The sequence below is a fragment of the Kitasatospora sp. NPDC028961 genome, assembly GCF_055564815.1.
On the sequence record NZ_JBVHVO010000036.1, the window covers coordinates 25,182 to 48,144 of the forward strand.

The following is a 22,963-nucleotide window of genomic DNA, read 5'->3' on the forward strand; positions in this document are numbered from 1 at the left end:
ACGGAGGGCCTGCGGTGGCAACGGTTTTGACGGTGGTCGGCATCCTGGTCTTCGCGATCGGGTTGCTGATCTCGATCGCCTGGCACGAGCTCGGCCACCTCTCCACGGCCAAGCTGTTCGGCATCAGGGTGCCGCAGTACATGGTCGGGTTCGGTCCGACGGTCTGGTCCCGGAAGAAGGGCGAGACCGAGTACGGCGTCAAGGCGATCCCGCTGGGCGGGTACATCCGGATGATCGGGATGTTTCCGCCCGGTGCGGACGGGCGGATCACCAAGCGCAGCAGTTCGCCCTGGCGGACCATGATCGAGGACGCCCGGGAGGCCTCCTACGAGGAGCTCCAGGACGGTGACGACAGCCGGCTCTTCTACACCCGCAAGCCGTGGAAGCGCGTCATCGTCATGTTCGCCGGGCCGTTCATGAACCTGATCCTGGCCTTCGGGCTCTTCCTGACCGTGATGATGGGCTTCGGCGTCTCGATGACGGTGCCGACCATCGGCACCGTCGCGCAGTGCGTGGTCAAGGCCGGCCAGCCGACCGACAGCTGCCCGGCCGACGCGCCGAAGACCCCCGCCGCCCAGGCCGGGCTGCGGCCGGGCGACAAGGTGGTCTCCTTCGACGGCGACCGGATCGGCGACTACGACCAGCTCCAGGCGGACATCCGCCGTTCGGCCGGGAAGACCGTGCCGGTGGTGGTCGAGCGCGAGGGGCAGCAGCTCACCCTCACCCCGACCATCGCCGTCAACGACGTCCAGAAGTACGACGGCAACGGCATGCCGGTCAAGGGCGAGACGGTGCAGGCGGGCTTCCTCGGCTTCACCCCGACCAGCGGTGTCGTCCGGCTCGGCGTCGGGCAATCCCTCGACCGGATGTACGACATGGCCGAGAGCGGTGTGAAGTCGCTGGTGGCCCTGCCGGGCAAGATCCCGGGGCTGTGGAACTCGGTGGTGGACGGCGCCCCGCGCGACGTCGACTCGCCGATCGGCATGGTCGGCGCCGCCCGGGTCAGCGGCGAGGTCTTCTCGCTCGACATCCCGGGCACCCAGCGGATCGCGTACTTCGTGAACCTGCTGGCCGGCATCAACCTGTCGCTCTTCCTGTTCAACATGCTGCCGCTGCTCCCGCTGGACGGCGGCCACATCGCCGGCGCCCTGTGGGAGTCGGTGCGCCGCCGATTCGCAAGCCTGTTCAAGCGGCCCGACCCCGGTCCGTTCGACGTCGCCCGGCTCATGCCGCTGGCCTACGTCGTGGCCAGCGTCTTCATCGGGTTCACCCTGCTCGTCCTGGTCGCCGACCTGGTCAACCCGGTCAAGATCAGCTAGTCGCCCGGTACGGCTGGTGTGCCCGGGGCCACCACCGTGCCGTACCGTTGGGGGCCGGGTGCGCGTTTCATCGGCGCGCCCGGCCCAGGCCGTCGAACGGCCGGACCGACCACACCTCAACCCCGGGGAACCCTGCGCACATGACCGCGATCTCGCTCGGTATTCCGTCCCTGCCGCTCAAGCCGCTCGCCAAGCGCCGAGTCTCCCGGCAGATCATGGTCGGCAACGTGCCGGTCGGCGGCGACGCCCCCGTCTCGGTGCAGTCGATGACCACCACGGTGACCTCCGACATCAACGCCACGCTGCAGCAGATCGCCGAGCTGACGGCCTCGGGCTGCCAGATCGTGCGGGTCGCCGTACCGTCCCAGGACGACGCCGACGCCCTGCCGATCATCGCGAAGAAGTCGGGCATCCCGGTCATCGCGGACATCCACTTCCAGCCGAAGTACGTGTTCGCCGCGATCGACGCCGGCTGCGCCGCGGTCCGCGTCAACCCGGGCAACATCAAGGCCTTCGACGACAAGGTCGGCGAGATCGCCAAGGCCGCCAAGGGCGCCGGCGTCCCGATCCGGATCGGCGTCAACGCCGGCTCGCTCGACAAGCGCCTGCTGGAGAAGTACGGCCGGGCCACCCCCGAGGCGCTGGTCGAGTCCGCGCTCTGGGAGTGCTCGCTCTTCGAGGAGCACGACTTCCGCGACATCAAGATCTCGGTCAAGCACAACGACCCGGTCGTGATGATCAACGCCTACCGCCAGCTCGCCGCCGCCTGCGACTACCCGCTGCACCTCGGGGTCACCGAGGCCGGTCCCGCCTTCCAGGGCACCATCAAGTCCGCGGTCGCCTTCGGCGCGCTGCTCGCCGAGGGCATCGGCGACACCATCCGGGTCTCGCTGTCGGCCCCGCCGGCCGAGGAGATCAAGGTCGGCAACCAGATCCTGGAGTCGCTCGGCCTGCGCCAGCGCGGTCTGGAGATCGTCTCCTGCCCGTCCTGCGGCCGCGCCCAGGTCGACGTCTACAAGCTCGCCGAGGAGGTCACCGCCGGCCTGGAGGGCATGGAGGTGCCGCTGCGCGTCGCGGTCATGGGCTGCGTCGTCAACGGTCCGGGCGAGGCCCGCGAGGCCGACCTCGGGGTCGCCTCCGGCAACGGCAAGGGCCAGATCTTCGTCAAGGGCGAGGTCATCAAGACCGTCCCCGAGTCCAAGATCGTGGAGACCCTGATCGAGGAGGCCCTCAAGCTGGCCGAGCAGATGCAGGCCGAGGGCGTCGAGTCCGGTGCGCCGACCGTGACCGCCGCGGAGTGACCGGCGGGCAGTAGTTTCCGGAAGCGGGGCCGTCCGTGCGCGGACGGCCCCGCGGCCGTAGCCGGGTGGGGCCACGGAGTAGGGTGCGGCCAGAGTCGTCTCAGTGAGGTGCTGTCTCGATGCTCGATCGAGGTGTGATGCTCCCCAGCTCGTTCCAGGCCGTCCGCGCCCTGGCGACCACGCGCGTCCTGGAGGCCTCCGACCTCGCGGACACCCTGGCGGTGCTCCGGCGCGATCCGGTCGCCAACGCCTTCGTCGCGACCAGGGTGGAGGCCGTCGGGCTGGACCCCTGGCGCCTCGGCGGCGAGATGTGGGGCTGGTACGACGAGCGCGGTGAGCTGGACGCGCTCTGCTACGCCGGCGCGAACCTGGTCCTCGTGGACGCCGGCCCGCAGGCCGTGCAGGCCTTCGCCGAACGGGCCCGCCGCCAGGGCCGCCGCTGCTCCTCGATCGTCGGCCCGGCCGAGGCCACCGCCGCCCTCTGGGCCCTGCTGGAACGCAGTTGGGGGCCGGCCCGCGAGGTCCGCGCCCACCAGCCGCTGCTCGCCACGGCCGTGCCGTCCGCCGAGATCGCGCCCGACCCGCTGGTACGGCGGGTGCGGCGGAGCGAGATCGAGACGCTGATGCCGGCCTGCGTGGCGATGTTCACCGAGGAGGTCGGGGTCTCCCCGCTGGCCGGTGACGGCGGGCTGCTCTACCAGGCCCGGGTCGCCGAACTGATCTCCACCGGGCGTTCGTTCGCGCGCTTCACGGAGGACGGCCAGGTCGTCTTCAAGGCCGAGGTGGGGGCCGTCACCGAGGGCGCCTGCCAGATCCAGGGCGTCTGGGTCGACCCGGCCCACCGCGGCCGCGGCCTCTCCGAGACCGGCATGGCCGCCGTCCTGGACATCGCCCTGCGCGAGGTCGCCCCGGTGGTCTCGCTCTACGTGAACGACTACAACCTGCGGGCCCGCGCCGCCTACCGCCGGGTCGGCTTCCGCGAGGTCGGGGCGTTCATGAGCGTGCTGTTCTGAGCTCCTTGCCGCCTCCGCCCGCGTGGGGGGCCGGACGGGTAGTAACGTCCGGGGCATGGATCAGCTGACCGGGGTGACGATCGAGGCCATCGACCTTGCGGCATGGGCTCCGCAGGCGCTCGACGTCCAGGCGGTGGCGTTCGGGCTGACCCCCGAGGAGGTCCTGGTCCGGCTGCACATCGTCGGGCGGCACGCCCAGCAGCCCGGGGTGCTCGCGCTGGGCGCGCTCAGCGGCGGCCGGCTGGTCGGCTTCGGCTACGGCATGCCGAACCGCCGGGAGCACTGGTGGAGCACCGTCATCCAGCCCTATCTGGAGGCCGGCGGCCACGGCGCGTGGCTGGACGATGTCTTCGCGATCACCGAACTGCACGTGCTGCCCGACTTCCAGGGGCAGGGCATCGGCTCCACCCTGATCAGGACCCTCTGCGCGCGCTCCGGGCTGTCGCGCACCATCCTCTCCGCGATCGACGCCGAGACGCCCGCCCGCCGGCTCTACCGCTCGCTCGGCTACCGGGACCTCGCGCGGGCGGTGCACTTCCCCAACACCGAGCGCCTGTACGCGGTGATGGGCGCGGAGCTGCCGCTGCGGGGGACCGGACCGGCTCAGAGCGCGCCGGCGAACTCCAGGTAGAGCTCGGCGTCCTCCCGGCGGCCCGCGGCCAGGGCGCGCAGGCCGAGGTCGGCCGCCCGGAACAGCGTCCAGCCGCGCAGCCGGTCCCGGTCCACGTCCAGGGCGTCCGCGAGCTGGTGCAGCCGGCGGCGGACGGCGGCGGGGACGCCCGGGGAGCCGACCAGGGTGTCCGCCCGGTCCAGGGCCAGCCGGGCCAGGTCGTAGGCGCGTTCGCCGACCAGCGGCCGGGGGTCGATCGCCAGCCAGGGCGCGCGGTCGGCGGCGAGCACGTTGCCGTGGTGGAAGTCGCCGTGCAGCAGCACCTCCTCGTCGGCCGAGGCGCAGAGCCCCTCGGCGGCCGCCAGCGCCTCGGTGACCAGCGGGGCGGCCTCGGCGGCGCCCGGCAGCGCGCCGCGCCGGCGCAGTCCGGCGGCGGTGGTGGCCGTCCGGTCGGCGAGGGTGGCGAAGCCGTGGTCACCGGGCGGCTCCACCCAGAGCCGGTGGAGCAGGCTGGTGGCCTCCAGCATCGCCTTCGGCTCGGCCAGCGAGCGCAGCGGGATGTCGCCGTGCAGCCGCTCCAGCAGCAGCGACCCCTCGGCGGGGTCGGCGGCCAGCAGCAGGACGGCGCCGCGGCCGGCCCACTGGGCGAGGGCGGCGTGCTCCCGGTCGGTCTCCGGGGTGACCAGCCCGGTCTTGAGGACGGCGGGGCTCAGGTCGTCGCGGTGCACGTAGGCGATCAGGCTCAGACTGCCGCCCGGGTCGGCCACCCGCTCCAGGGTGAGGTCCCAGCGTGCCAGCCCGGCGCCGACCCGGGCCGGCAGGCCCGTGAGCCAGTGCCGGCCCTCCTCGTCCGCGCCGACGCTGCGCGCCAGCCATGCGGGGACGGTGATCTGCCCTGGTGCTCCCGACATGCCGGCCTTCCGGTTGTGCTTCCCCCGTGGTGCTACCCGTCCATTGTCGGCCATGGCGGTGAAACCGCAGGTCAGCGATCCGGGATGGCAGCGGTGGCGGCGCGTCCGCAGGTCAGGGCGGTGCCGGGGGTCAGGCGGCCGGGCCGGCGGGGTCGGGGCCGGAGGTGGCGGGGCCCGTCGTGGCGGGCGTCCCGGCGGGGTCGGGCAGGCCGGGGAACGCGGTCGGGGCGGCGCCCCAGCGGCGGGCGCGCAGCGCGCAGTCGCGGAGCGCGTCCGCGGCGGTGCCGCGCTGCGGGGCGGCGACGGCGGCGACCAGGTCGGCGTAGACCGCGGTGAGCCGGCTTTCGAGGTGCGCGGCCAGCCGCCCGGCGCCGGCCGCGTCGGTGACGGCGAAGGGCAGCTGGTAGCCGGCCGCCGCCGCCGCGCCCGGGGTGGCCCCGGCACCGCCGAGCAGCCGTTGCCAGGCGTCCCGGCGGGCCTGGTGGGCGGCCAGGGCGGTCCGCGCGTCGGTGCGCTGCTGGTCCTCGGGGAGCCGGGCGCCGACCACGCCGTAGCCGTAGATCGTGGCGTGCTCGGCGGCCAGCGCGCCCTGGAGCGCGGTGAGCGCCTCCGGGGCGGTGCCCGCCGTGCCGCCGGAGGCGGCGGGGGAGGCGGGGGAGGCGTCCGGCGAGGCCGGGGCGGTGCCGGACGGCGTGGCGGGCCCGCCGGGCGGGTCGGTGGGCCCGGGCAGCGGGGCGGCGGCCGGAGCGGTGTCGCCCAGGGCGACGGCGTGCAGCACCCCGGCCGCGGAGACCGAGGCGAGCAGCCGGGCCAGCCCGGGCGAGGCGGCGCCGAGGTCGGCGAGCCGGGTCTGCGCGGTCTGCCGCTCCAGCGCGGCGAGCGCGGCGACGGTCGTCACCGTCGGGGCCGGGGCGGTGGCGGACGGCGACCCGGGGGATCCCGAGGGGGGCCCGGACCCGCCGGCGGAGGGCGACAGGGACGTGGACGGCGACAGGGAGGCGGACGGCGACGGGGACGGGGAGGCGGAGGGGCCCGGGAGCCCGGCGGCCAGGGCGGCCCGGTGCTGGAGCACCTCGGCCCGCAGCGGCTGGAGCTGCCCGGCCTGCCCGGCCCCGGCCCCGGCCAGCAGGGCGTCGTACCCGGCCAGCAGCGCGTCGGTGGCTTCGACGGCGCGCAGCCGGACCGGCTCGTCCGGGTCGGGCCGCCGGTGCTCGCCCCCGCCCGCGCCGCCCTCGTCGGGTGAGCCGGTGCAGGCGGCGAGGGCGCCGCCGGTGGCGAGGAACAGTCCGAGGGCCAGCAGGGTCCGTCGGCTGGGCGGCTGCATCGCGGTCACTCCGGGGCGTGTGCGGGAGGACGGCCTGCGTGCCCTCGTTGGCGTGAATGATTACAGAATCCTCACGGGTCCGGCCCCGGATTCCCAGGCCCCGGACCACGCCCCACCGGTGTGACCTTGCTCGCAGTGGGTGGCGCCCGGGCGCCCGCACGTGGTCCGGAATCGGTGGTTGGCGACTTCACCGGATAGGATTTGGGCCGAGCTGCCGCGACCCGGCCTGCGCCCGAGCGGCGCCGGACGGCGCGGTGCGCCCTCTGACAACAGCAGACGCGGCCGAGGAGTCCACCCGGATGAGCACCACCCACATCGACCGGCTGCGTGCGTTGCTGGAGCCGTTGGCCGCCCAGGCGGGCCTGGACCTGGAGGACGTCAAGGTCACCCAGGCCGGCAGCCGCCGCCAGGTGCAGATCGACGTGGACGCCGACGGCGGCGTGGATCTGGACGCCATCGCGGAGTTCAGCCGGGTGGTCGGCGAGGCCCTGGACACCTCCGACGTGATGGGCGCCGGCGCGTACGTGCTGGAGGTCGGCTCGCCGGGCGCGGAGCGCCCGCTGGTCGAGCCCCGCCACTGGCGCCGGGCCGAGGGCCGGCTGGCCGCGATCCACCTGGTCGACGGCGGGGAGATCGTCGCCCGGGTGCTGGAGGCGGACGAGGACGGCGCGCTGGTCGAGGTGCAGCCGGTGAAGGGCCGCGGCCGGCCCAAGGAGCGCCGCCTGGAGTACACCGAGGTGTCCCGGGCGCGCGTCCAGGTGGAGTTCAACCGCAAGGACGACGAGCTCCTCGACCAGGCCCAGGACTTCGTGGACGACGACTCGGCGGACGACGGCGCCGAGGAGGGGGACGACGGTGCGCAGTGACGACCTGCCCACCGACCGCACCATGACGAACGTGACGAAAGACGAGGAGGCGTAGCCGTGGACATCGACATGAGTGCCCTGCGCACGCTGGTCAACGAGAAGAACATCCCCTTCGACCTGCTGGTCGAGTCCATCGAGTCGGCCCTCCTCACCGCGTACCACCGCACCGAGGGCTCGCGCCGCCGCGCGCGGGTCGAGCTGGACCGCAAGTCCGGCCACGTGACGGTCTGGGCGACCGAGGACCCGGCCGAGCTGGACGAGGGCGTCGAGCCGAAGGAGTTCGACGACACCCCGAGCGGCTTCGGCCGGATCGCGTCCAGCATCGGCATCCAGGTGATGATGCAGCGCCTGCGCGACGCCGCCGACGACCAGACCTTCGGCGAGTACGCGGGCAAGGAGGGCGACATCGTCACCGGTGTCGTCCAGCAGGGCAACGACCCGAAGAACGTGCTGGTGGACATCGGCAAGCTGGAGGCCATCCTGCCGCCGCAGGAGCAGGTCCCGGGCGAGGACTACCGGCACGGCACCCGTCTCAAGTGCTACGTGGTGGCCGTGCGCCGCGGCGTGCGCGGCGCGTCGGTGACGCTCTCGCGCACCCACCCCAGCCTGGTGAAGAAGCTCTTCGCCCTGGAGGTGCCGGAGATCGCCGACGGCAGCGTCGAGATCGCCGCGATCGCCCGTGAGGCCGGTCACCGCACCAAGATCGCGGTGTGGTCGCGCCGGTCCGGGCTGAACGCCAAGGGCGCCTGCATCGGCCCGATGGGCAGTCGGGTGCGCGCGGTGATGGGCGAGCTGCACGGCGAGAAGATCGACATCGTCGACTGGTCCGAGGACCCGCGCGAGATGGTCGCCGCGGCGCTGTCCCCCGCACGGGTGACGAGCGTCGAGATCGTGGACCTCCAGCAGCGCTCCGCACGGGTGATCGTGCCGGACTACCAGCTGTCGCTGGCGATCGGCAAGGAGGGCCAGAACGCCCGCCTGGCCGCCCGCCTGACCGGCTGGCGGATCGACATCCGCCCGGACACCGAGGGGCAGTCCGACGACGGCGGCCGGGAGTCCTCGGCCGAGTAGTCGCGCCCCGGCGCCACCGTTCCACCGCCCCCCGCCGTTCCACCCCGGATCGGCGGGGCGGCGCCATGTCCCTTCGGAGGGGTAGACTTGCCTTCGTCTGGCCGGACGCACGTCCGAGCACGCCCGGAACGCACCTGCGTGGGCTGCCGCAAGCGCGCGGCCAAGCACCAGCTGTTGCGTGTCACGGCGGTCGAGGGCGTTTGCGTCCCCGATCCGCGTGGCGCGCTGCCGGGCCGGGGCGCACACCTGCACCCCGATCCGGCCTGCCTCGACCTCGCGGTCCGCCGTCGGGCGTTCCCCCGGGCCTTCCGGCTCCAGGGCACACTCGACACCGAGCGGCTCCGCGAGTACATCGGGGAGCGGGCAGGCGACACCCCGGCGCCCTGAGCTTCCTCAGGCCTCCGGCGGGCACCTCCCCGTTACGGCCGCCGCTCCACGCGGCGGAGAACCACCGCACCAAGCACAGTGCGCGGGCAGCCGCACGCCGTGCCACCAGTCAGGTACCTCGCGATGTGGAAGTAGGTCGAGATTGCGATGAGCACTCGATGAGTACGCGATGAGTACGCGATGGGTACGCCCATGAAGTAGCGACGGTCCGGCGGACGAGACACCCCGGACTCATAGATCAGGAGTGAAGTGGCTAAGGTCCGGGTTTACGAACTCGCCAAGGAACTTGGTTTGGAGAGCAAGGCCGTGATGGCCAAGCTGACCGAGCTGGGTGAGTTCGTCCGTTCGGCGTCCTCGACCATCGAGGCGCCGGTCGTACGCAAGTTGACTGACGCGCTGGGAGTCGCCCCCACCGGTGGCGCTGCCAAGCCTGGCCCGCGGAAGCCCGCGGCGCCCCAGCCCGCCGGCGGTTCCGCCGCCGGTGCGGCCGCACCCAGGCCGGGTGCCCCGACCCCGGGTCCGCGCCCTGCCGCGACCCCGGGACCCCGTCCCACCCCCGCTGCCGCGGCGCCCGCCGCCCCGGCCGCACCCGCCCAGGCCGCCCCGGCCGCTCCGCGCCCGGCCGGCGCGCCGACCCCGGGCCCGCGCCCGGCGGCTCGCCCCGCCGCCGCGCCCGCGGCCCCGGCTGCTCCGGCGGCCGAGTTCTCCTCCCCGGCCCCGGCCGAGGAGACCCAGGCCCAGCGCCCGGCCGCGCAGGCCCAGCGCCCGGCCGGCCCCGCCGCCGGCAGTGGTGCCCGTCCGGGCCCGCGTCCGGCCGGCCCGCGCCCGGGCAACAACCCGTTCACCTCGGGCAGCGCGACCGGAATGGCCCGCCCCGGCGACCGCCGTCCGGCCGCGCCCGGTGCCCGTCCGGCCGCCGGTGCCCCTGGTGCCGGTGACCGTCCGCGTCCCGGTGGCGACCGTCCGCGTCCCGCCGGTGCCCCTGGTGCCGGTGACCGTCCGCGTCCCGGTGGCGACCGTCCGCGTCCCGCCGGTGCCCCCGGTGCCGGTGACCGTCCGCGTCCCGGTGGCGACCGTCCGCGTCCCGCCGGTGCCCCCGGCGCCGGTGGCGCGCCGCGCCCCGGTGGCGCCCCGCGTCCCGACGGCATGCCCCGTCCGGCCGGTCCGCGTCCCGGTGGCCCGAGCCCGTCCGGCATGCCGCGTCCGAACCCCGGCATGATGCCGCAGCGTCCGGCTCCGGGCCCGCGTCCGGGCCCCGGCGGCCGTGGCCCCGGTGGCCCCGGCGGCCGTCCCGGTGGTCCGGGTGGCGCCGGTGGCGCCCGTCCGGGCTTCGCCGGTCGTCCGGCCGGTCCGGGCTCGCGCCCGACCGGTGGCTTCGGCGGCCCCCGTCCCGGTGGCGGTGCCCCCGGTGGTGGCGGCGGCTTCGGTCCGCGTCCCGGTGGCTTCGGCGGCCGTCCCGGCGGCCCGGGTGCCCGTGGTGGCACGCAGGGTGCCTTCGGCCGTGGCCCCGGTGGCCGTCCGGCCCGTGGTCGCAAGTCGAAGCGGGCGAAGCGCCAGGAGTACGAGGCCATGCAGGCCCCGTCCGTCGGCGGTGTGATGCTGCCCCGCGGCAACGGCCAGACCGTTCGCCTGTCCAGCGGCGCCTCGCTGATGGACTTCGCGGAGAAGATCAACGCCAACCCGGCCGCGCTCGTCTCCGTGATGTTCAACCTCGGTGAGATGGTCACCGCGACCCAGTCGGTCTCCGACGCGACCCTCGAGCTGCTGGCCGGCGAGATGGGTTTCATCCTGGAGATCGTCAGCCGCGACGACGAGGACCGCGAGCTGCTGGAGTCGTTCGACATCGACTTCGGTGCCAACGAGGGCGACGAGGACCAGCTGGCCCCGCGCCCGCCGGTCGTCACCGTCATGGGTCACGTCGACCACGGTAAGACCCGACTGCTGGACGCCATCCGCAAGTCGAACGTGGTGGCCGGCGAGGCGGGTGGCATCACCCAGCACATCGGCGCCTACCAGGTGGCCACGATCGTGAACGGCGAAGAGCGCCCGATCACCTTCCTGGACACCCCGGGTCACGAGGCGTTCTCCGCCATGCGTGCCCGTGGTGCCAAGTCCACCGACATCGCGATCCTGGTGGTCGCGGCCAACGACGGTGTCATGCCGCAGACGGTCGAGGCGTTGAACCACGCCAAGGCCGCGGGTGTGCCGATCGTGGTCGCGGTCAACAAGATCGACGTCGAGGGCGCCGACCCGACCAAGGTCCGCGGTCAGCTGACCGAGTTCGGTCTGGTGGCCGAGGAGTACGGCGGCGACACCATGTTCGTCGACATCTCCGCGCGCCAGGGCCTCAACATCGACCAGCTGCTGGAGGCCGTGGTCCTGACCGCGGACGCCTCGCTGGACCTGCGGGCCAACCCCGAGCAGGACGCGCAGGGTATCGCCATCGAGGCCCACCTCGACAAGGGCCGCGGCGCCATGGCGACCGTGCTCGTGCAGCGCGGTACCCTCCGCGTCGGCGACTCGATCGTGGTCGGCGACGCCTACGGCCGCGTCCGCGCGATGCTGGACGAGAACGGCAACAGCCTCGCCGAGGCCGGCCCGTCCCGCCCGGTGCTGCTCCTCGGTCTCACCTCGGTGCCCCGCGCCGGCGACAGCTTCATCGTCGTCGACGAGGACCGCACCGCGCGCCAGATCGCCGAGAAGCGCTCGGCCCGCGACCGCAACGCCGCCTTCGCGCAGCGCCGGGTCCGGGTGTCCCTGGAGGACCTCGACAAGGCCATCGCCGCGGGCGAGATCGAGCAGCTCAACCTCATCATCAAGGGTGACGTCTCCGGTTCGGTCGAGGCCCTCGAGGACGCCCTCGTCAAGCTGGACGTGGGCGAGGAGGTCGAGCTCCGCATCCTGCACCGCGGTGTGGGTGCGATCACCGAGTCCGACGTCAACCTGGCGATGGGTTCGGACGCCATCATCATCGGCTTCAACGTGCGCGCCGAAGGCCGTGCGCGCGCCGCGGCCGACAAGGAAGGCGTGGACGTCCGGTACTACTCGGTCATCTACCAGGCGATCGAGGAGATCGAGAACGCCCTCAAGGGCATGCTCAAGCCCGAGTACGAGGAGGTGCGCCTCGGCTCCGCGGAGATCCGCGAGGTGTTCCGTTCCTCCAAGTTCGGCAACATCGCGGGTGTCATCGTCCGCGAGGGCCTGCTGCGCCGCAACGCCAAGGCCCGCCTCATCCGCGACGGCAAGGTCGTGGCGGAGAGCCTCACCATCGAGGGTCTGCGTCGCTTCAAGGACGACGCGACCGAGGTCCGCGAGGGCTTCGAGGCCGGTGTGACCCTGGGGTCGTTCAACGACATCAAGGTCGAGGACATCGTCGAGACCTACGAGATGCGCGAGAAGCCGCGCGCGTAAGCGGGTGGTTGTCCGGGGCCGGTCGACGGGTGGTATTTCCGTCGACCGGCCCCGGTCTCGCTGTGTAGGGTCCTGGGGTAGTCAGCGATGACGAGCAGCAGCCCGGTCCAGGGCTGCCCCCGAGGCCTCCAGGTCGGCGAGACCTGTCACACATGTTCGTGGGAACACTCACCTTCGACCTGCTGCTGGGCGACGTACATTCGCTCAAGGAGAAGCGTTCGATCGTGCGGCCCATCGTGGCCGAACTGCAGCGCAAGTACAGCGTGTGCGCTGCCGAGACCGGGAACCAGGATCTGCACCGCAGGGCCGAGATCGGCCTGGCGGTGGTGTCCGGCGAAGCCGGGTACGTCACCGAGATCCTGGACAGCTGTGAGCGGTTGGTCGCCGGCCGCCCCGAGGTAGAACTGCTCTCCGCCAGGAGGCGCTACCACAACGACGACGACGAATGAGGTCTGCGGAACGGACCGGCGCGAGTCGCCGTTCTCACACAGATCAGGACCGAGAGCGCCCACAAGGCTGGGCGCGGGCCGGTACTTTGGGGCGTGGGCCCCGACGGGCAGGCAGTACGCCCGAGTTACCCGGCCCATTGCACGAGGAGGCAACGTGACCGACACCGCTAGGGCGCGCAAGCTCGCAGACCGCATCCAGGTGGTCGTGGCCGAGACCCTGCAACGCCGGATCAAGGACCCGCGACTGGGCTATGTGACCATCACCGACACCCGGGTCACCGGCGATCTGCGCGAGGCCACCGTCTTCTACACCGTCTTCGGTGACGAAGCCGAGCGCGAGGCCTCGGCCGCCGCGCTGGAGAGCGCCAAGGGAGTGATCCGCTCCGAGGTCGGCAAGATCGGGGTGCGTTTCACCCCGACGCTGACCTTCGTCGCGGACGCGCTGCCGGAGAACGCCCGGAACATCGACGACCTGCTCGACCGGGCCCGGGCCATCGACGCCGCGGTGCGCACCACCGCGGCGGGCGCGAAGTACGCCGGTGACGCGGACCCCTACAAGGTCCCGGCGTCCGAGCGTGACGACGAGGACGAGTAGTCATGGCAGGTGAGCCGGCGTCGACCGGTTCGACGGCCGGAGCAGTCGCGGGGGCGTCCTCCACCACCACGGTGGAGGGTGCCCTCGCGGTGCTTCCGGGGCCGCGCGCCGAGGCGCCCGGCTTCGAGCTGGTCTGGCAGCAGGTGGTCGCGGAGATCGGGCGCGCCCGGTCGATCGACCTCATCTGCCACATCTGCCCGGACGGCGACGCGCTCGGCTCGGCCCTGGCGGCCGCGCTGGCCCTGCGCGGGCTGGGCCACGAGGTCCGGGTCTCCTTCGGGGACGACCCGCAGATCGTGCCCGAGTCGTTGGCCTTCCTGCCCGGCCAGGAGCTGATCGTGCCGGCCTCCGAGGTGCCCGCCGTCCCGGAGCTGGTGCTCTGCTTCGACGTGGCCGCCGAGAGCCGGCTGGGCCTGCTGCACGAGAAGGCCTTCGCCGCGCCGGTGCTGGTGGTCATCGACCACCACGCCTCCAACCCCGGCTTCGGCACCCACCAGCTGATCGACCCGAGCGCGCCGGCCACCGCCGTCCTGGTGGACGAGCTGCTGCGCCGGCTCGGCGTCGAGCTGGACCAGGCCCTGGCCACCTGCCTCTACACCGGTGTCGCCACCGACACCGGCTCGTTCAAGTACCGGGCCACCACGCCCGCCACCCACGAACTCGCCGGGCGGCTGCTGGCCACCGGCATCCGGCACGACCTGATCTCCCGGCAGCTGTGGGACACCTCGTCCTTCGGCTACCTCAAGGTGCTCGCGGCCGCGCTCGACCGGGCCGTCTACGAGCCGGACGCGGCCGGCGGCCTGGGCCTGGTGTGGACCTGGGTCCCCTACCAGGACCTGGCGCTGTTCAGCGTCACCGTCGAGGAGATCGAGGGCCTGATCGACATCCTGCGCCGCCCGGCCGAGGCCGAGGTCGCGCTGGTGCTCAAGCAGGACCCGGACGGCACGCTGCGGGGCTCCTCGCGCTCCAAGGGCGCGGTGGACGTCGCGGCTGCCTGCGCCGGGCTCGGCGGCGGCGGGCACACCTTCGCGGCCGGATTCTCCACCCGCGAGCCCGTGGCCGACGCGGTGGAGCGGTTCCGGGGCGCGCTGCGGCCCGTCAGCTGACCACTTCCAGAGAAGCCTCCAGAGAAAAGAACAGATGAAGCGCAAGGGAACCGGCCCGGACGGCCTGGTCATCGTCGACAAGCCGGAGGGCATCACCTCGCACGGGGTGGTCGCCAAACTGCGGTGGCTGGCCGGGACGCGGAAGGTCGGCCACGCCGGCACGCTGGACCCGATGGCCACCGGCGTGCTGGTCATCGGCATCGAGCGGGCCACCCGGCTGCTCGGCCACCTGATGCTGACCGCCAAGACCTACGAGGCGACCGTCCGGCTCGGCCAGACCACCGTCACCGACGACCGGGAGGGCGAGGTCACCGCGTCCGTGCCGGCCGACGGCGTGCGCCGGGAGGACATCGACGCCGGGATCGCCGCCCTCACCGGCGAGATCATGCAGGTGCCGTCCAAGGTCAGCGCGATCAAGATCGACGGCAAGCGCTCCTACGCGCGGGTGCGCGAGGGCGAGGACTTCGAGCTCGCGGCCCGGCCGACCACCATCCACTCCTTCACCGTCCACGAGCAGCGGGCCGCCGTCGCCGAGGACGGCACCCCGGTGATCGACCTCGACGTGACGGTGGAGTGCGCCTCCGGTACCTACATCCGGGCGCTGGCCCGCGACCTCGGCGCCGGCCTCGGCGTCGGCGGCCACCTCACCGCGCTGCGGCGCACCCGGGTGGGCCCCTACGGCGTGGAGTCGGCCCGGACCCTGGAGCAACTGGAGGAGGCGGTGACCGGTGACGCCGGCGCTCCGCTGGAGGTGCTGCCGATCGGCGACGCCGCCGCGGCCGCCTTCCCGCGCTGGGACCTCGACGCCGAGCAGGCCAAGGTGCTGTCGCACGGCGCCCGGCTGAAGGCGCCCGGGATGGGCGTGGCCGGTCCGATCGCGGTCTACGGGCCGGACGGGCGGTTCCTCGCGCTGGTGGAGGAGCACGGCGGTCAGGCGAAGCCGGTGGCCGTCTTCGTCGGCTGACGCCGGGAGCTCCGGGCCGCGTGCCGGTCGAGCCCCCCGCCGCCCCCGCCCGGGGCGGCGGGGGGCTCTCGGCGTTCCGCGCGGGCACCTGGCGGAGCGGGGCCGGTGAGGTTCACCCGCACGGGGGAGCGCGCGAGGTGAACCCCGGTGGTGAGCGGCGCGGGTGCGGTCGGGCCCGCCCGGCACCGGGCAGGCTCCCAGGCGGCGAGCAGGTCGCCGCGACGCGTCCGCCTCCCGGGCCGCTCGGCCCTGCCGGGAGGGCTGCACGCATGCCGGGAGCACTGGACGGCGACGGGGTGGCGGACGATCCGGGGCGCTACCTGCTGCGGATCCGCGACCTCGACGGACGACTGCGCGGGCTGGGGTTCGTCGCGGACCCGCAGGGGACCGTCCTCACCGCGCACGAGAGCGTCGCGGACCTCGACCGGATCGTCCTGCACACCCCGGGCGGCCAGACCAGGGTGCTGGGCCCGGACAGCGTCCTGCCGCTGCCCGGGCACGGCCTGGCCCTGCTGCGGACCGACGGCGTCGGCGGGCTGCCGGTGCCCCCGCTGCCGATCGCGGCGCCGGGCGCGGTGGCCGCCGGGCGGGAGGTGCTGCTGCCCGCGTTCACCGGCGAGGGGGAGCGGACGGTCGCCCTGCGCTGCGGCGTGCTGGGCGTCACCGGCGCGGTCTACGCCCGGCCCGACCGCTTCCACCTGCTGGGCGGGGTGCTGCTGCTGGACCTGCCGGTCGTCACGGGTACCGGGCCGGTGCCCGCCGGGGCACCGGTGCTGGACGCCCGCAGCGGCGCCGTGATCGGCGTCGCCGCTCCGGCGCTGCGGGCCCCGGAGCAGGGCGGCGCGCTGACCGCCGCCCCGGCGAACGGCAGCGGGTCGGGCGAGGGCGCGCCGGCGCTGGCCGAGGCGCTGGCGCGCAACGCCGCCGGTGTCCCCGCGTACGGATCGGCGCTCAACCTGGCGGGGGTGCTGCGGCTGGCGGCCGCCCAGGTGGCGGCCGCCGGGGCCGGTCCCGGCCGGGTGGCCGCCCTGGCCGCCGACCGGGTGGACCGCCCGGACGGCCTGGCCGGGGACGATCCGCGGGCGACGGTCACCGCGCTGGTCGGCGCCCCCGGCTCCGGCCGGACCACCGAGCTCGCGGCCCTCGCCGTCCGGCGCGGCGGCGAGGACCGGGCGCTTCCCACGCTCTGGCTGCGCGGCGCCGACCTGCGCGCCGAGGACGCCTCGCTCGCCGCGGCGGTGCGGCGGGCGCTGGCCTCGGCGGCGGCCGGCCTCGGCACCCGGCCGCCGCCCGGGCCGGACGCCGTGGCCGCCCTCTGCGCGGCCGCGCGGCGGCCGCTGCTGATCGTGCTGGACGGCCCCGAGGAGGCGCCCGTCCCGCTCGACCGGGCCTGGCTGCGGGCGGCCGGGGAGTGGCTGACGGCGGTCGGGGCCCGGCTGCTCACCGCCTGCGGGGACGAGGCCTGGGAGCTGCTGGCGGGCCTCGACGACGACCGCGCGGCGGCCGGGCCCGGTACGGCGCCGGCGGGGTGTCCGCGGCACGGCGGGGACGGCCCGCCGTGGGACCGGGAGCCGTGGGCCGGTGACGAGTTACCGGCGGGCGGCACCACGGCCGGGCCGGCCGGGGCCGGTTGCCGCTGCGCGGGGGCGGCCGGGAGCGTCGCCGTCCACCGGCTCGGCCCGCTCCCGGCCGAGGCCGCCGACCGGGTGCGCCGCCGCTACGGGCTGCCGCCGGACTGGACGTCGGCCGCGGACGCCCGTCACCCGCTCGCCGTCCGGCTGGCCGGGGAGCTGTGGGCGCAGGGGCTGCGCGGGGAGCCGGTGGGCCGCGGCGAGCTGTTCGCGGCCCACCTGGACCTCTGCTGCCTGCGGGTGGCCCAGCGGATCGCCGCCGACGGGCGGCCCCGGCGCCCGGGCGCCCACCGGCGGGGTGCCGGGCGGCCGGCGGGTCCGTCGCCCGGCCGGGTGCGCAGGCTGGCCGCCGCGGTGGCCGGGCGGGTGCACGAGGCGGCCCGGCGGATGCTCGGCGCCGAGCAGGGCGGGCTCGGCCGGGCCGCCTTCGAAGAGCTCTTCCCACCCGGCAACTGGGCGGCCGCGGTGCTGGCGGAGGGCCTGTTCGTGCCTGCGGGCCCGGGCTTCCGGCTCGCCCACGGCGAGTTCTCCGACTGGCTCCAGGGCCTGCACCTGGACCTGGACGCGGCGCTGCGGCTGCTCCTCGGCGAGGCCGAGGACACCCCGCCGCCGGGGGAGGCCCGTACGGTGCCCCGGCACCGCGTCGCCCCGGTGGCGTCCGCGCTCGGGCGGCTGGCCGAGACCTGGGGCGCCACCGCCCTGGACCCGTGGCTGCACCGGCTCTGGCGGGCGCTGGACCTGCGCCCGCCGGGCAGCGAACCCGGCTGGTGGGCCGGCCGGTTGCTCGCCGCCGGGCTGGCCGCCAGCCCCGATCTGGACGAACACCGGGCGCTGCTGGCCCAGTTGGCCGGCCGGATCGCCGAGGTGGCGCCGGCGGCCGGCGGGTTCGAGCGGCTCCCGGCGGCCGGTCTGGGCCGCTTCGGTCCGCGCTTCTGGACCGGTCTGGGCCTGCCGGTCGAGAGCGAACTGGCACTCCTGCGCCGACTGGTCACCGCCGACGGACCGGCGCGGCCGTTCCTCGCCGCCACGGCCGAGCGGCTGCGCGCCGACCCGGCCCGGGTGATGCCGCTGCTCTGCGCCTGGTTCGACGACCCGCGCGGGCTGCCCGGCCGCCCCGGCACCACCGTCGCCGACCTCGCCCACGACCTGCTGTACCACCACCGCGCGCTGGCCCTGGACGACCTGACGGAGGCGCTGGCCGACGCGGCGCACCCCCGGGCGGACACGCTGCTCACCGTGCTCGCCGGGGAGGAGCCGTCGGCACTCTGCCGCGCCGTGGACCGCTGGAGCCACGACCGGCGGCCCGAGCGGCACGTCGCCGCCGCCGTGCACGCGCTGCGCGCCGCGCCGTACGCGCGCGGGGCCGGAACGGAGTTGCTGCGGTTCGCCGCACTGGCCCTGCTCGCCCGCGAGGAGGAGCCGTGCCTGCACGGCGCCGCGCTGGCCCTGCTGGTGCGCGACCCGCGGGCCCGGGCCCGGCACCTCCCGGCCGCGCTGGCGGCGTACCGGCACGGCGAGGACCGCTTCCTGACCGCCCGGGCGCTGGCCCCGGCGCTGGAGAGCGATCCCGAGCCCGTCCTGGCCGCGTTCGCGCAGCGGCTGGCGGCCCCCGGCGCGGCCGTCGCCGAGACGCTGCGGGTGCTGGCCGACGCCCGGACGCCGCAGGCCACCCGGCGCGGCGCCGAACTGGCGGCCCGGCTGCTGCGGGAGCGCCCGGCGCTGGCGGGCGCGGTCGCCGTCGACTACCTGGGCCGCCGGCTGACGCGTGGCGCCGCCGGGGGACCGGCCGCCCGGCTGGAGCTGCGGGTGCTGCTCGGCAGCGCCCTGGCGGCCGGTCCGGTGGCGGTGCGGCGGCCGTTCGCCCAGGTGCTGGCGGTCCCGGTGGCCGACGCCGAGGCCGACGCCCTGCGCTGCGAACTCCTGGACACCCTGCTGGCCACCGAGGGCGACCAGGAGGTGCTCGCCGCCGTCGTGGAGCGGCTGGCCGAGCACTGCGCGGCCGAGCGCCCGGCGCGGGCCCGGACGGTGCTGGCCCGCGCCGCGGCCGGGCTCACGGACGCGGACGAGCTGCTGGCCCGCTGCGCGGGCCGTTCGGCGGCGTTCGCGCTGCTGCTGGCCCGGTGGCCGGAGGGCGAGACGCCGGCCCGGCTGCGGGAGTCGGCGGCGGCCGGGCGCGACCCGCGGGAGGCCGCCGCCGAGGCCGGGCGGGAGGCGGACCGGCCGACCCCGCGGGAGCCGGTTCCCACCCCGGTGTCCGGGACCGGACAGCCGGCGGTGCGCCCAACCCGCCTTCCGGTGCCGAAGCAGGGGCGGGCGCATGGCACGCTATAGGGGTTCGGGTTTGAGCGTTTGAGCGTACAGAAGGTACGCGCCGTAGGGAACAAGGAGCGGTCAGGGTGCAGCGCTGGCGTGGCCTGGAGGAGATCCCCGGGGACTGGGGACGCAGCGTCGTCACCATCGGGTCGTTCGACGGTGTGCACCGCGGGCACCAGCTGATCATCAACCGGGCGGTCGAGCGCGCCCGTGAGCTCGGCGTCCGCTCGGTCGTGGTCACCTTCGACCCGCACCCGAGCGAGGTGGTCCGCCCGGGCAGCCACCCGCCGCTGCTCGCCCCGCAGCCGCGCCGCGCGGAGCTGATCGAGGCGCTCGGGGTGGACGCCGTCCTGGTGCTGCCGTTCACCTCCGAGTTCTCCCAGGAGTCCCCGGAGACCTTCGTCCGGCAGGTGCTGGTGGACGCGCTGGGCGCGCGGCTGGTCATCGAGGGGCCGAACTTCCGCTTCGGGCACCGCGCGGCGGGCGACGTCGCGCTGCTGGCCGAGCTGGGCCGGGCCGCCGACTTCGACGTCGAGGTGGTCGACCTCCAGGTGCGCGGGGCGGCCGGGGACGGCGAGCCGTTCTCCTCCACCCTCATCCGGCGGCTGGTCGCGGCCGGTGACATGGCCGGCGCGGGCGAGGTGCTGGGCCGCCCGCACCGGGTCGAGGGCGTGGTGGTGCGCGGCGCCCAGCGCGGCCGCGAGCTGGGCTTCCCGACGGCCAACGTGGACACGGTGCCGCACAGCGCGATCCCGGCCGACGGCGTCTACGCGGGCTGGCTGACGGCGGACGGCGAGCTGATGCCGGCCGCGATCTCGGTCGGCACCAACCCGACCTTCGACGGCACGGCCCGCACCGTGGAGGCGTACGCCATCGACCGGGTCGGCCTGGACCTGTACGGGCTGCACGTCGCGGTCGACTTCCTCGCCTACCTGCGCGGGATGGAGAAGTTCGACTCGATCGACGCGCTGCTGGACCGGATGGCCGACGACGTGAAGCAGGCCCGCGAGCTCACCGACGGGGGCTGACCGGACCGGTCGCGGATGCCGAAGGGCCCGCCGGCCGTCCACGGATCCCCTGGATCCACGGACGGCCCGGCGGGCCCTTTCGGTTCGCTACGGCTGCGGCTGCTGCGGGTAGCCGTACCCGGCGGGGGGCGGCGGCTGCGCGCCCGGCTGGGGCTGCGGGTAGCCGTACCCGCCGGCCGGCGGCTGGGGCTGCTGCTGCCAGTCCTGCGGGGGCTGCTGGGCCCCCGGCTGGGCCTGCGGGTACCCGTAGCCGGGCGGGGGCGGCGGGGCCTGCCCCGGCTGCGGGGCCCACGGCGCGCCGGGCGCGGGTCCGCCGGCCGGATAGCCGCCCTGGCCGGGCTGCGGGTACGGCTGCTGCTGGGCCTGCTGCGGGTAGGGCTGCTGCGGGTCGGCGTACGGCTGCGGCTGGCCCGGGTAGGGGGCGGTGGGCTGCGGGGGCTGGTGGGCCTGCTGCTGCCAGCCGGACTGCTGGGCGGCGGCCTGCTGGGCGCGGACGATGTCCTCGCCGACCAGGGTGGCGAGTTCGAAGTACGCCTCGCGGACCTTGGGCCGCATCATGTCGAGGTTGACCTCGGCGCCCGCCGCCAGGCTCTCGTCGAACGGCACCACGATGACGCCGCGGCAGCGGGTCTGGAAGTGCGCGACGATGTCCTCGACCTTGATCATCTTGCTGGTCTCGCGGACCCCGGAGACCACCGTGATGCTGCGCTGCACCAGGTCGGCGTAGCCGTGGGCGGAGAGCCAGTCCAGCGTGGTCGACGCGGAGGAGGCGCCGTCCACGCTCGGCGTGGAGACGATGATCAGCTGGTCGGCGAGGTCCAGCACCCCGCGCATCGCGCTGTACAGCAGGCCGGTGCCGGAGTCGGTCAGGATGATCGGGTACTGGCGGCCCAGCACGTCGATGACCTGGCGGTAGTCCGAGTCGTTGAAGGTGGTCGAGACGGCCGGGTCGACGTCGTTCGCCAGGATCTCCAGGCCCGAGTGCAGGTCCTGGGAGGTGAACTGACGGATGTCCATGTAGCTGCGCAGGTGCGGGATCGCCGTCACCAGGTCGCGGATGGTCGCGCCGGTCTGGCGCTTGACCCGGCGGCCGAGGGTCCCGGCGTCCGGGTTGGCGTCGATCGCGATCACCTTGTCCTGGCGCTCGCTGGCCAGGGTCGCGCCGAGCGCGGTGGTGGTCGTGGTCTTGCCGACGCCGCCCTTGAGGCTGATCACCGCGATCCGGTAGCAGCTCATCACCGGCGTCCGGATGACCTCCAGCTTGCGGCCGCGCTCGGCCGCGGCGGCCTTGCCGCCGAACTGGAAGCGCGGCTGCTGGCGCTGCTGCTTCGGCTGGTTGCGCAGCAGCCGGTCCGAGGAGAGCTCGACGGCGGCCGTGTAGCCGAGCGGTGCGCCGTGCGAGACCTGCTGCGGGGCGGCGGACTGCTGGAACGCGGCGGGTGCCTGCGGGACGCCGGACTGCTGCTGCCACGGCTGGGCGGGGCCCGGCTGCTGGGGCTGGGGCTGGGGCTGCTGGGGCTGGGCCTGCTGCTGCGGCGGCTGCTGGTACGGGGCCGGCTGCGGCCAGCCGCCCTGGCGGGGGTCGACCGGCGGTGCCTGCGGGCCCGGTGCCTGCGGGCCGGGTGCCTGCTGGGCGGCGGCCTGCTGGGCGGCCGCCCAGGCGGCGGCCTGCTGCTCCTGGGGGTCGGCCGGCTGCTGCGGCGGCGCCGGCTGCGGCCACGGCTGGGCCTGCTGCGGCGGCTCCGGGTAGGGCTGCGGCCGGGCGTACGGCTGCGGGTCCGCGTAGGGCTGGGGCTGGGCCTGCTGCGGCGCCTGCTGCTGGGGCTCGGCGTAGGCCGGCGGCTGGGCCTGCTGCGGCGGCCCGGGGTAGGGCTGCGGCTCCGCGTACGGCTGCTGCGGCGGGGGCACGGCCGGGCCGGGCTGCTGGTGCGCGGCCACGTCGGTCGGCGGCCACGGCTGGGCCGCCGCGGCCTGCGGCTGCTCGGGGGCGGGGCCCGGCGCCGGGGCGGGCGCGGGCCCGCCGGCGGTGGGCGCGGCGAACGGGACGTGCTGCGCCTCGACATGGGTGGCCGGCGCGGGGACCGGCGGGGCCGCCTCCGGGGCGGCCGCGACGGCCGGGGCCGGCTCGACGGCCGGGACGGGCGCGGGCGCGGGGGCAGGCGTGGGCACCGGAGCCGGTGCGGCGACCGGCGCCGCCGCCGGACCGTCCGCGGCCGGGGGAACGGCCGGGGGAACGGCCGGTGCGACGAACGATTCGGCCGCGGGCACGGGCGCGGGCGCGGGGACCGGTGCCACGGCGGGCGCCGGTGCCGGCGCGGCCGGGCCGCCGCCCGCCGCCGGAGCGCCCGCCCCGTCCGGTGCTCCGCCCGCCTGGACGGGTGCCGGACCGGCGCCCGGACCAGGGCCCGGACCGGCGGCCGGAGCCGCCGCGGAGTCCGTCTGCACGTACCAGGACGGGGGAGTGTAGTCGGGCGCGTCGGACCAGTCGTCGTCGTCCTCCGCCGCGTTGTCGCCGACGTAGACGCCGTCCCGATCGCTGCTCACCTAGGGCTCCCTCGTGTTCGCCGCCGCTCGTCGCGGTGCCGTTGCCGCATCAAAGACTAGGCCGTGCACCACCCCCCGTTGAAGGCGGAGTCTCATCTCGCCCGGGGCGCGATCGGGTCC

Annotated in this window: 17 protein-coding genes; 14 read left to right on the forward strand and 3 right to left on the reverse strand. The window is 75.4% G+C overall.

The annotated features are described in order from the left end of the window. Positions 1-14: 14 nt before the first annotated feature. The 4 genes from ACZ4UX_RS34125 to ACZ4UX_RS34140 all read left to right on the forward strand — a co-directional run bounded on the left by ACZ4UX_RS34125 (position 15) and on the right by ACZ4UX_RS34140 (position 4,264). Positions 15-1,319: a M50 family metallopeptidase gene (locus tag ACZ4UX_RS34125; RefSeq protein ID WP_465709484.1), complete on the forward strand. Its 1,305-nt coding sequence runs from the start codon at positions 15-17 to the stop codon at positions 1,317-1,319. 140 nt (positions 1,320-1,459) lie between these two features. After that, positions 1,460-2,620, forward strand: a complete 1,161-nt coding sequence (ispG, locus tag ACZ4UX_RS34130; protein WP_329487719.1) for a flavodoxin-dependent (E)-4-hydroxy-3-methylbut-2-enyl-diphosphate synthase — start codon at positions 1,460-1,462, stop codon at positions 2,618-2,620. Positions 2,621-2,757: 137 nt separating this feature from the next. After that, a complete protein-coding gene (locus ACZ4UX_RS34135; protein ID WP_329492101.1) occupies positions 2,758-3,633 on the forward strand; it encodes a GNAT family N-acetyltransferase in 876 nt (291 codons plus the stop codon). Positions 3,634-3,688: 55 nt separating this feature from the next. Beyond that, a complete protein-coding gene (locus tag ACZ4UX_RS34140) occupies positions 3,689-4,264 on the forward strand; it encodes a GNAT family N-acetyltransferase (RefSeq protein ID WP_465709485.1) in 576 nt (191 codons plus the stop codon). On the opposite strand, the gene ACZ4UX_RS34145 is transcribed toward ACZ4UX_RS34140, so the two are convergent. Next, positions 4,237-5,154, reverse strand: coding sequence for an aminoglycoside phosphotransferase family protein (locus tag ACZ4UX_RS34145; protein WP_352288013.1), 918 nt, complete (start codon positions 5,152-5,154; stop codon positions 4,237-4,239). The genes ACZ4UX_RS34140 and ACZ4UX_RS34145 overlap by 28 nt on opposite strands. A 130-nt stretch (positions 5,155-5,284) precedes the next feature. Further along, entirely contained in the window at positions 5,285-5,884 is a 600-nt protein-coding gene (locus tag ACZ4UX_RS34150; RefSeq protein WP_465709493.1) for a ferritin-like domain-containing protein, read from the reverse strand. A gap of 893 nt (positions 5,885-6,777) precedes the next feature. Here ACZ4UX_RS34150 and rimP point away from each other — a divergent pair. From rimP to ACZ4UX_RS34200, 10 genes are all read left to right on the forward strand, one after another. Next, positions 6,778-7,344, forward strand: coding sequence for a ribosome maturation factor RimP (rimP, locus tag ACZ4UX_RS34155; protein WP_465709486.1), 567 nt, complete (start codon positions 6,778-6,780; stop codon positions 7,342-7,344). A gap of 57 nt (positions 7,345-7,401) precedes the next feature. Then, complete coding sequence (gene nusA / locus ACZ4UX_RS34160) at positions 7,402-8,415, forward strand: transcription termination factor NusA (RefSeq protein WP_329487715.1); 1,014 nt, start codon at positions 7,402-7,404, stop codon at positions 8,413-8,415. Between the two features lie 138 nt (positions 8,416-8,553). Beyond that, positions 8,554-8,802 carry a YlxR family protein gene (locus tag ACZ4UX_RS34165; RefSeq protein WP_329487714.1) on the forward strand — a complete coding sequence of 83 codons (249 nt, stop codon included), beginning with the start codon at positions 8,554-8,556 and terminating at the stop codon, positions 8,800-8,802. Positions 8,803-9,051: 249 nt separating this feature from the next. Then, positions 9,052-12,213, forward strand: a complete 3,162-nt coding sequence (gene infB, locus ACZ4UX_RS34170; RefSeq protein WP_329487713.1) for a translation initiation factor IF-2 — start codon at positions 9,052-9,054, stop codon at positions 12,211-12,213. A 152-nt stretch (positions 12,214-12,365) separates the two neighbouring features. Further along, positions 12,366-12,662, forward strand: a complete 297-nt coding sequence (locus ACZ4UX_RS34175) for a DUF503 domain-containing protein (RefSeq protein ID WP_329487712.1) — start codon at positions 12,366-12,368, stop codon at positions 12,660-12,662. Between the two features lie 154 nt (positions 12,663-12,816). Then, positions 12,817-13,257, forward strand: a complete 441-nt coding sequence (gene rbfA / locus ACZ4UX_RS34180; RefSeq protein WP_329487711.1) for a 30S ribosome-binding factor RbfA — start codon at positions 12,817-12,819, stop codon at positions 13,255-13,257. A gap of 2 nt (positions 13,258-13,259) precedes the next feature. Then, complete coding sequence (locus ACZ4UX_RS34185; protein ID WP_352288008.1) at positions 13,260-14,363, forward strand: DHH family phosphoesterase; 1,104 nt, start codon at positions 13,260-13,262, stop codon at positions 14,361-14,363. 34 nt (positions 14,364-14,397) lie between these two features. Then, positions 14,398-15,327, forward strand: coding sequence for a tRNA pseudouridine(55) synthase TruB (gene truB / locus ACZ4UX_RS34190; RefSeq protein ID WP_329487709.1), 930 nt, complete (start codon positions 14,398-14,400; stop codon positions 15,325-15,327). A 269-nt stretch (positions 15,328-15,596) separates the two neighbouring features. Further along, a complete protein-coding gene (locus tag ACZ4UX_RS34195) occupies positions 15,597-19,289 on the forward strand; it encodes a trypsin-like peptidase domain-containing protein (protein WP_465709487.1) in 3,693 nt (1,230 codons plus the stop codon). Between the two features lie 65 nt (positions 19,290-19,354). Then, positions 19,355-20,299, forward strand: a complete 945-nt coding sequence (locus ACZ4UX_RS34200; protein WP_329487707.1) for a bifunctional riboflavin kinase/FAD synthetase — start codon at positions 19,355-19,357, stop codon at positions 20,297-20,299. 87 nt (positions 20,300-20,386) lie between these two features. On the opposite strand, the gene ACZ4UX_RS34205 is transcribed toward ACZ4UX_RS34200, so the two are convergent. Next, complete coding sequence (locus ACZ4UX_RS34205; RefSeq protein WP_465709494.1) at positions 20,387-22,594, reverse strand: MinD/ParA family ATP-binding protein; 2,208 nt, start codon at positions 22,592-22,594, stop codon at positions 20,387-20,389. Positions 22,595-22,963: the final 369 nt, after the last annotated feature.

Bases quoted from the DNA above. Each gene is read 5' to 3' on its own strand.
- ispG (WP_329487719.1), top strand. From the start codon at position 1,460: ATGACCGCGATCTCGCTCGGTATTCCGTCCCTGCCGCTCAAGCCGCTC.
- ACZ4UX_RS34135 (WP_329492101.1), top strand. From the start codon at position 2,758: ATGCTCCCCAGCTCGTTCCAGGCCGTCCGCGCCCTGGCGACCACGCGC.
- ACZ4UX_RS34140 (WP_465709485.1), top strand. From the start codon at position 3,689: ATGGATCAGCTGACCGGGGTGACGATCGAGGCCATCGACCTTGCGGCA.
- ACZ4UX_RS34145 (WP_352288013.1), bottom strand. From the start codon at position 5,154: ATGTCGGGAGCACCAGGGCAGATCACCGTCCCCGCATGGCTGGCGCGC.
- rimP (WP_465709486.1), top strand. From the start codon at position 6,778: ATGAGCACCACCCACATCGACCGGCTGCGTGCGTTGCTGGAGCCGTTG.
- ACZ4UX_RS34175 (WP_329487712.1), top strand. From the start codon at position 12,366: ATGTTCGTGGGAACACTCACCTTCGACCTGCTGCTGGGCGACGTACAT.
- ACZ4UX_RS34185 (WP_352288008.1), top strand. From the start codon at position 13,260: ATGGCAGGTGAGCCGGCGTCGACCGGTTCGACGGCCGGAGCAGTCGCG.
- truB (WP_329487709.1), top strand. From the start codon at position 14,398: ATGAAGCGCAAGGGAACCGGCCCGGACGGCCTGGTCATCGTCGACAAG.
- ACZ4UX_RS34195 (WP_465709487.1), top strand. From the start codon at position 15,597: ATGCCGGGAGCACTGGACGGCGACGGGGTGGCGGACGATCCGGGGCGC.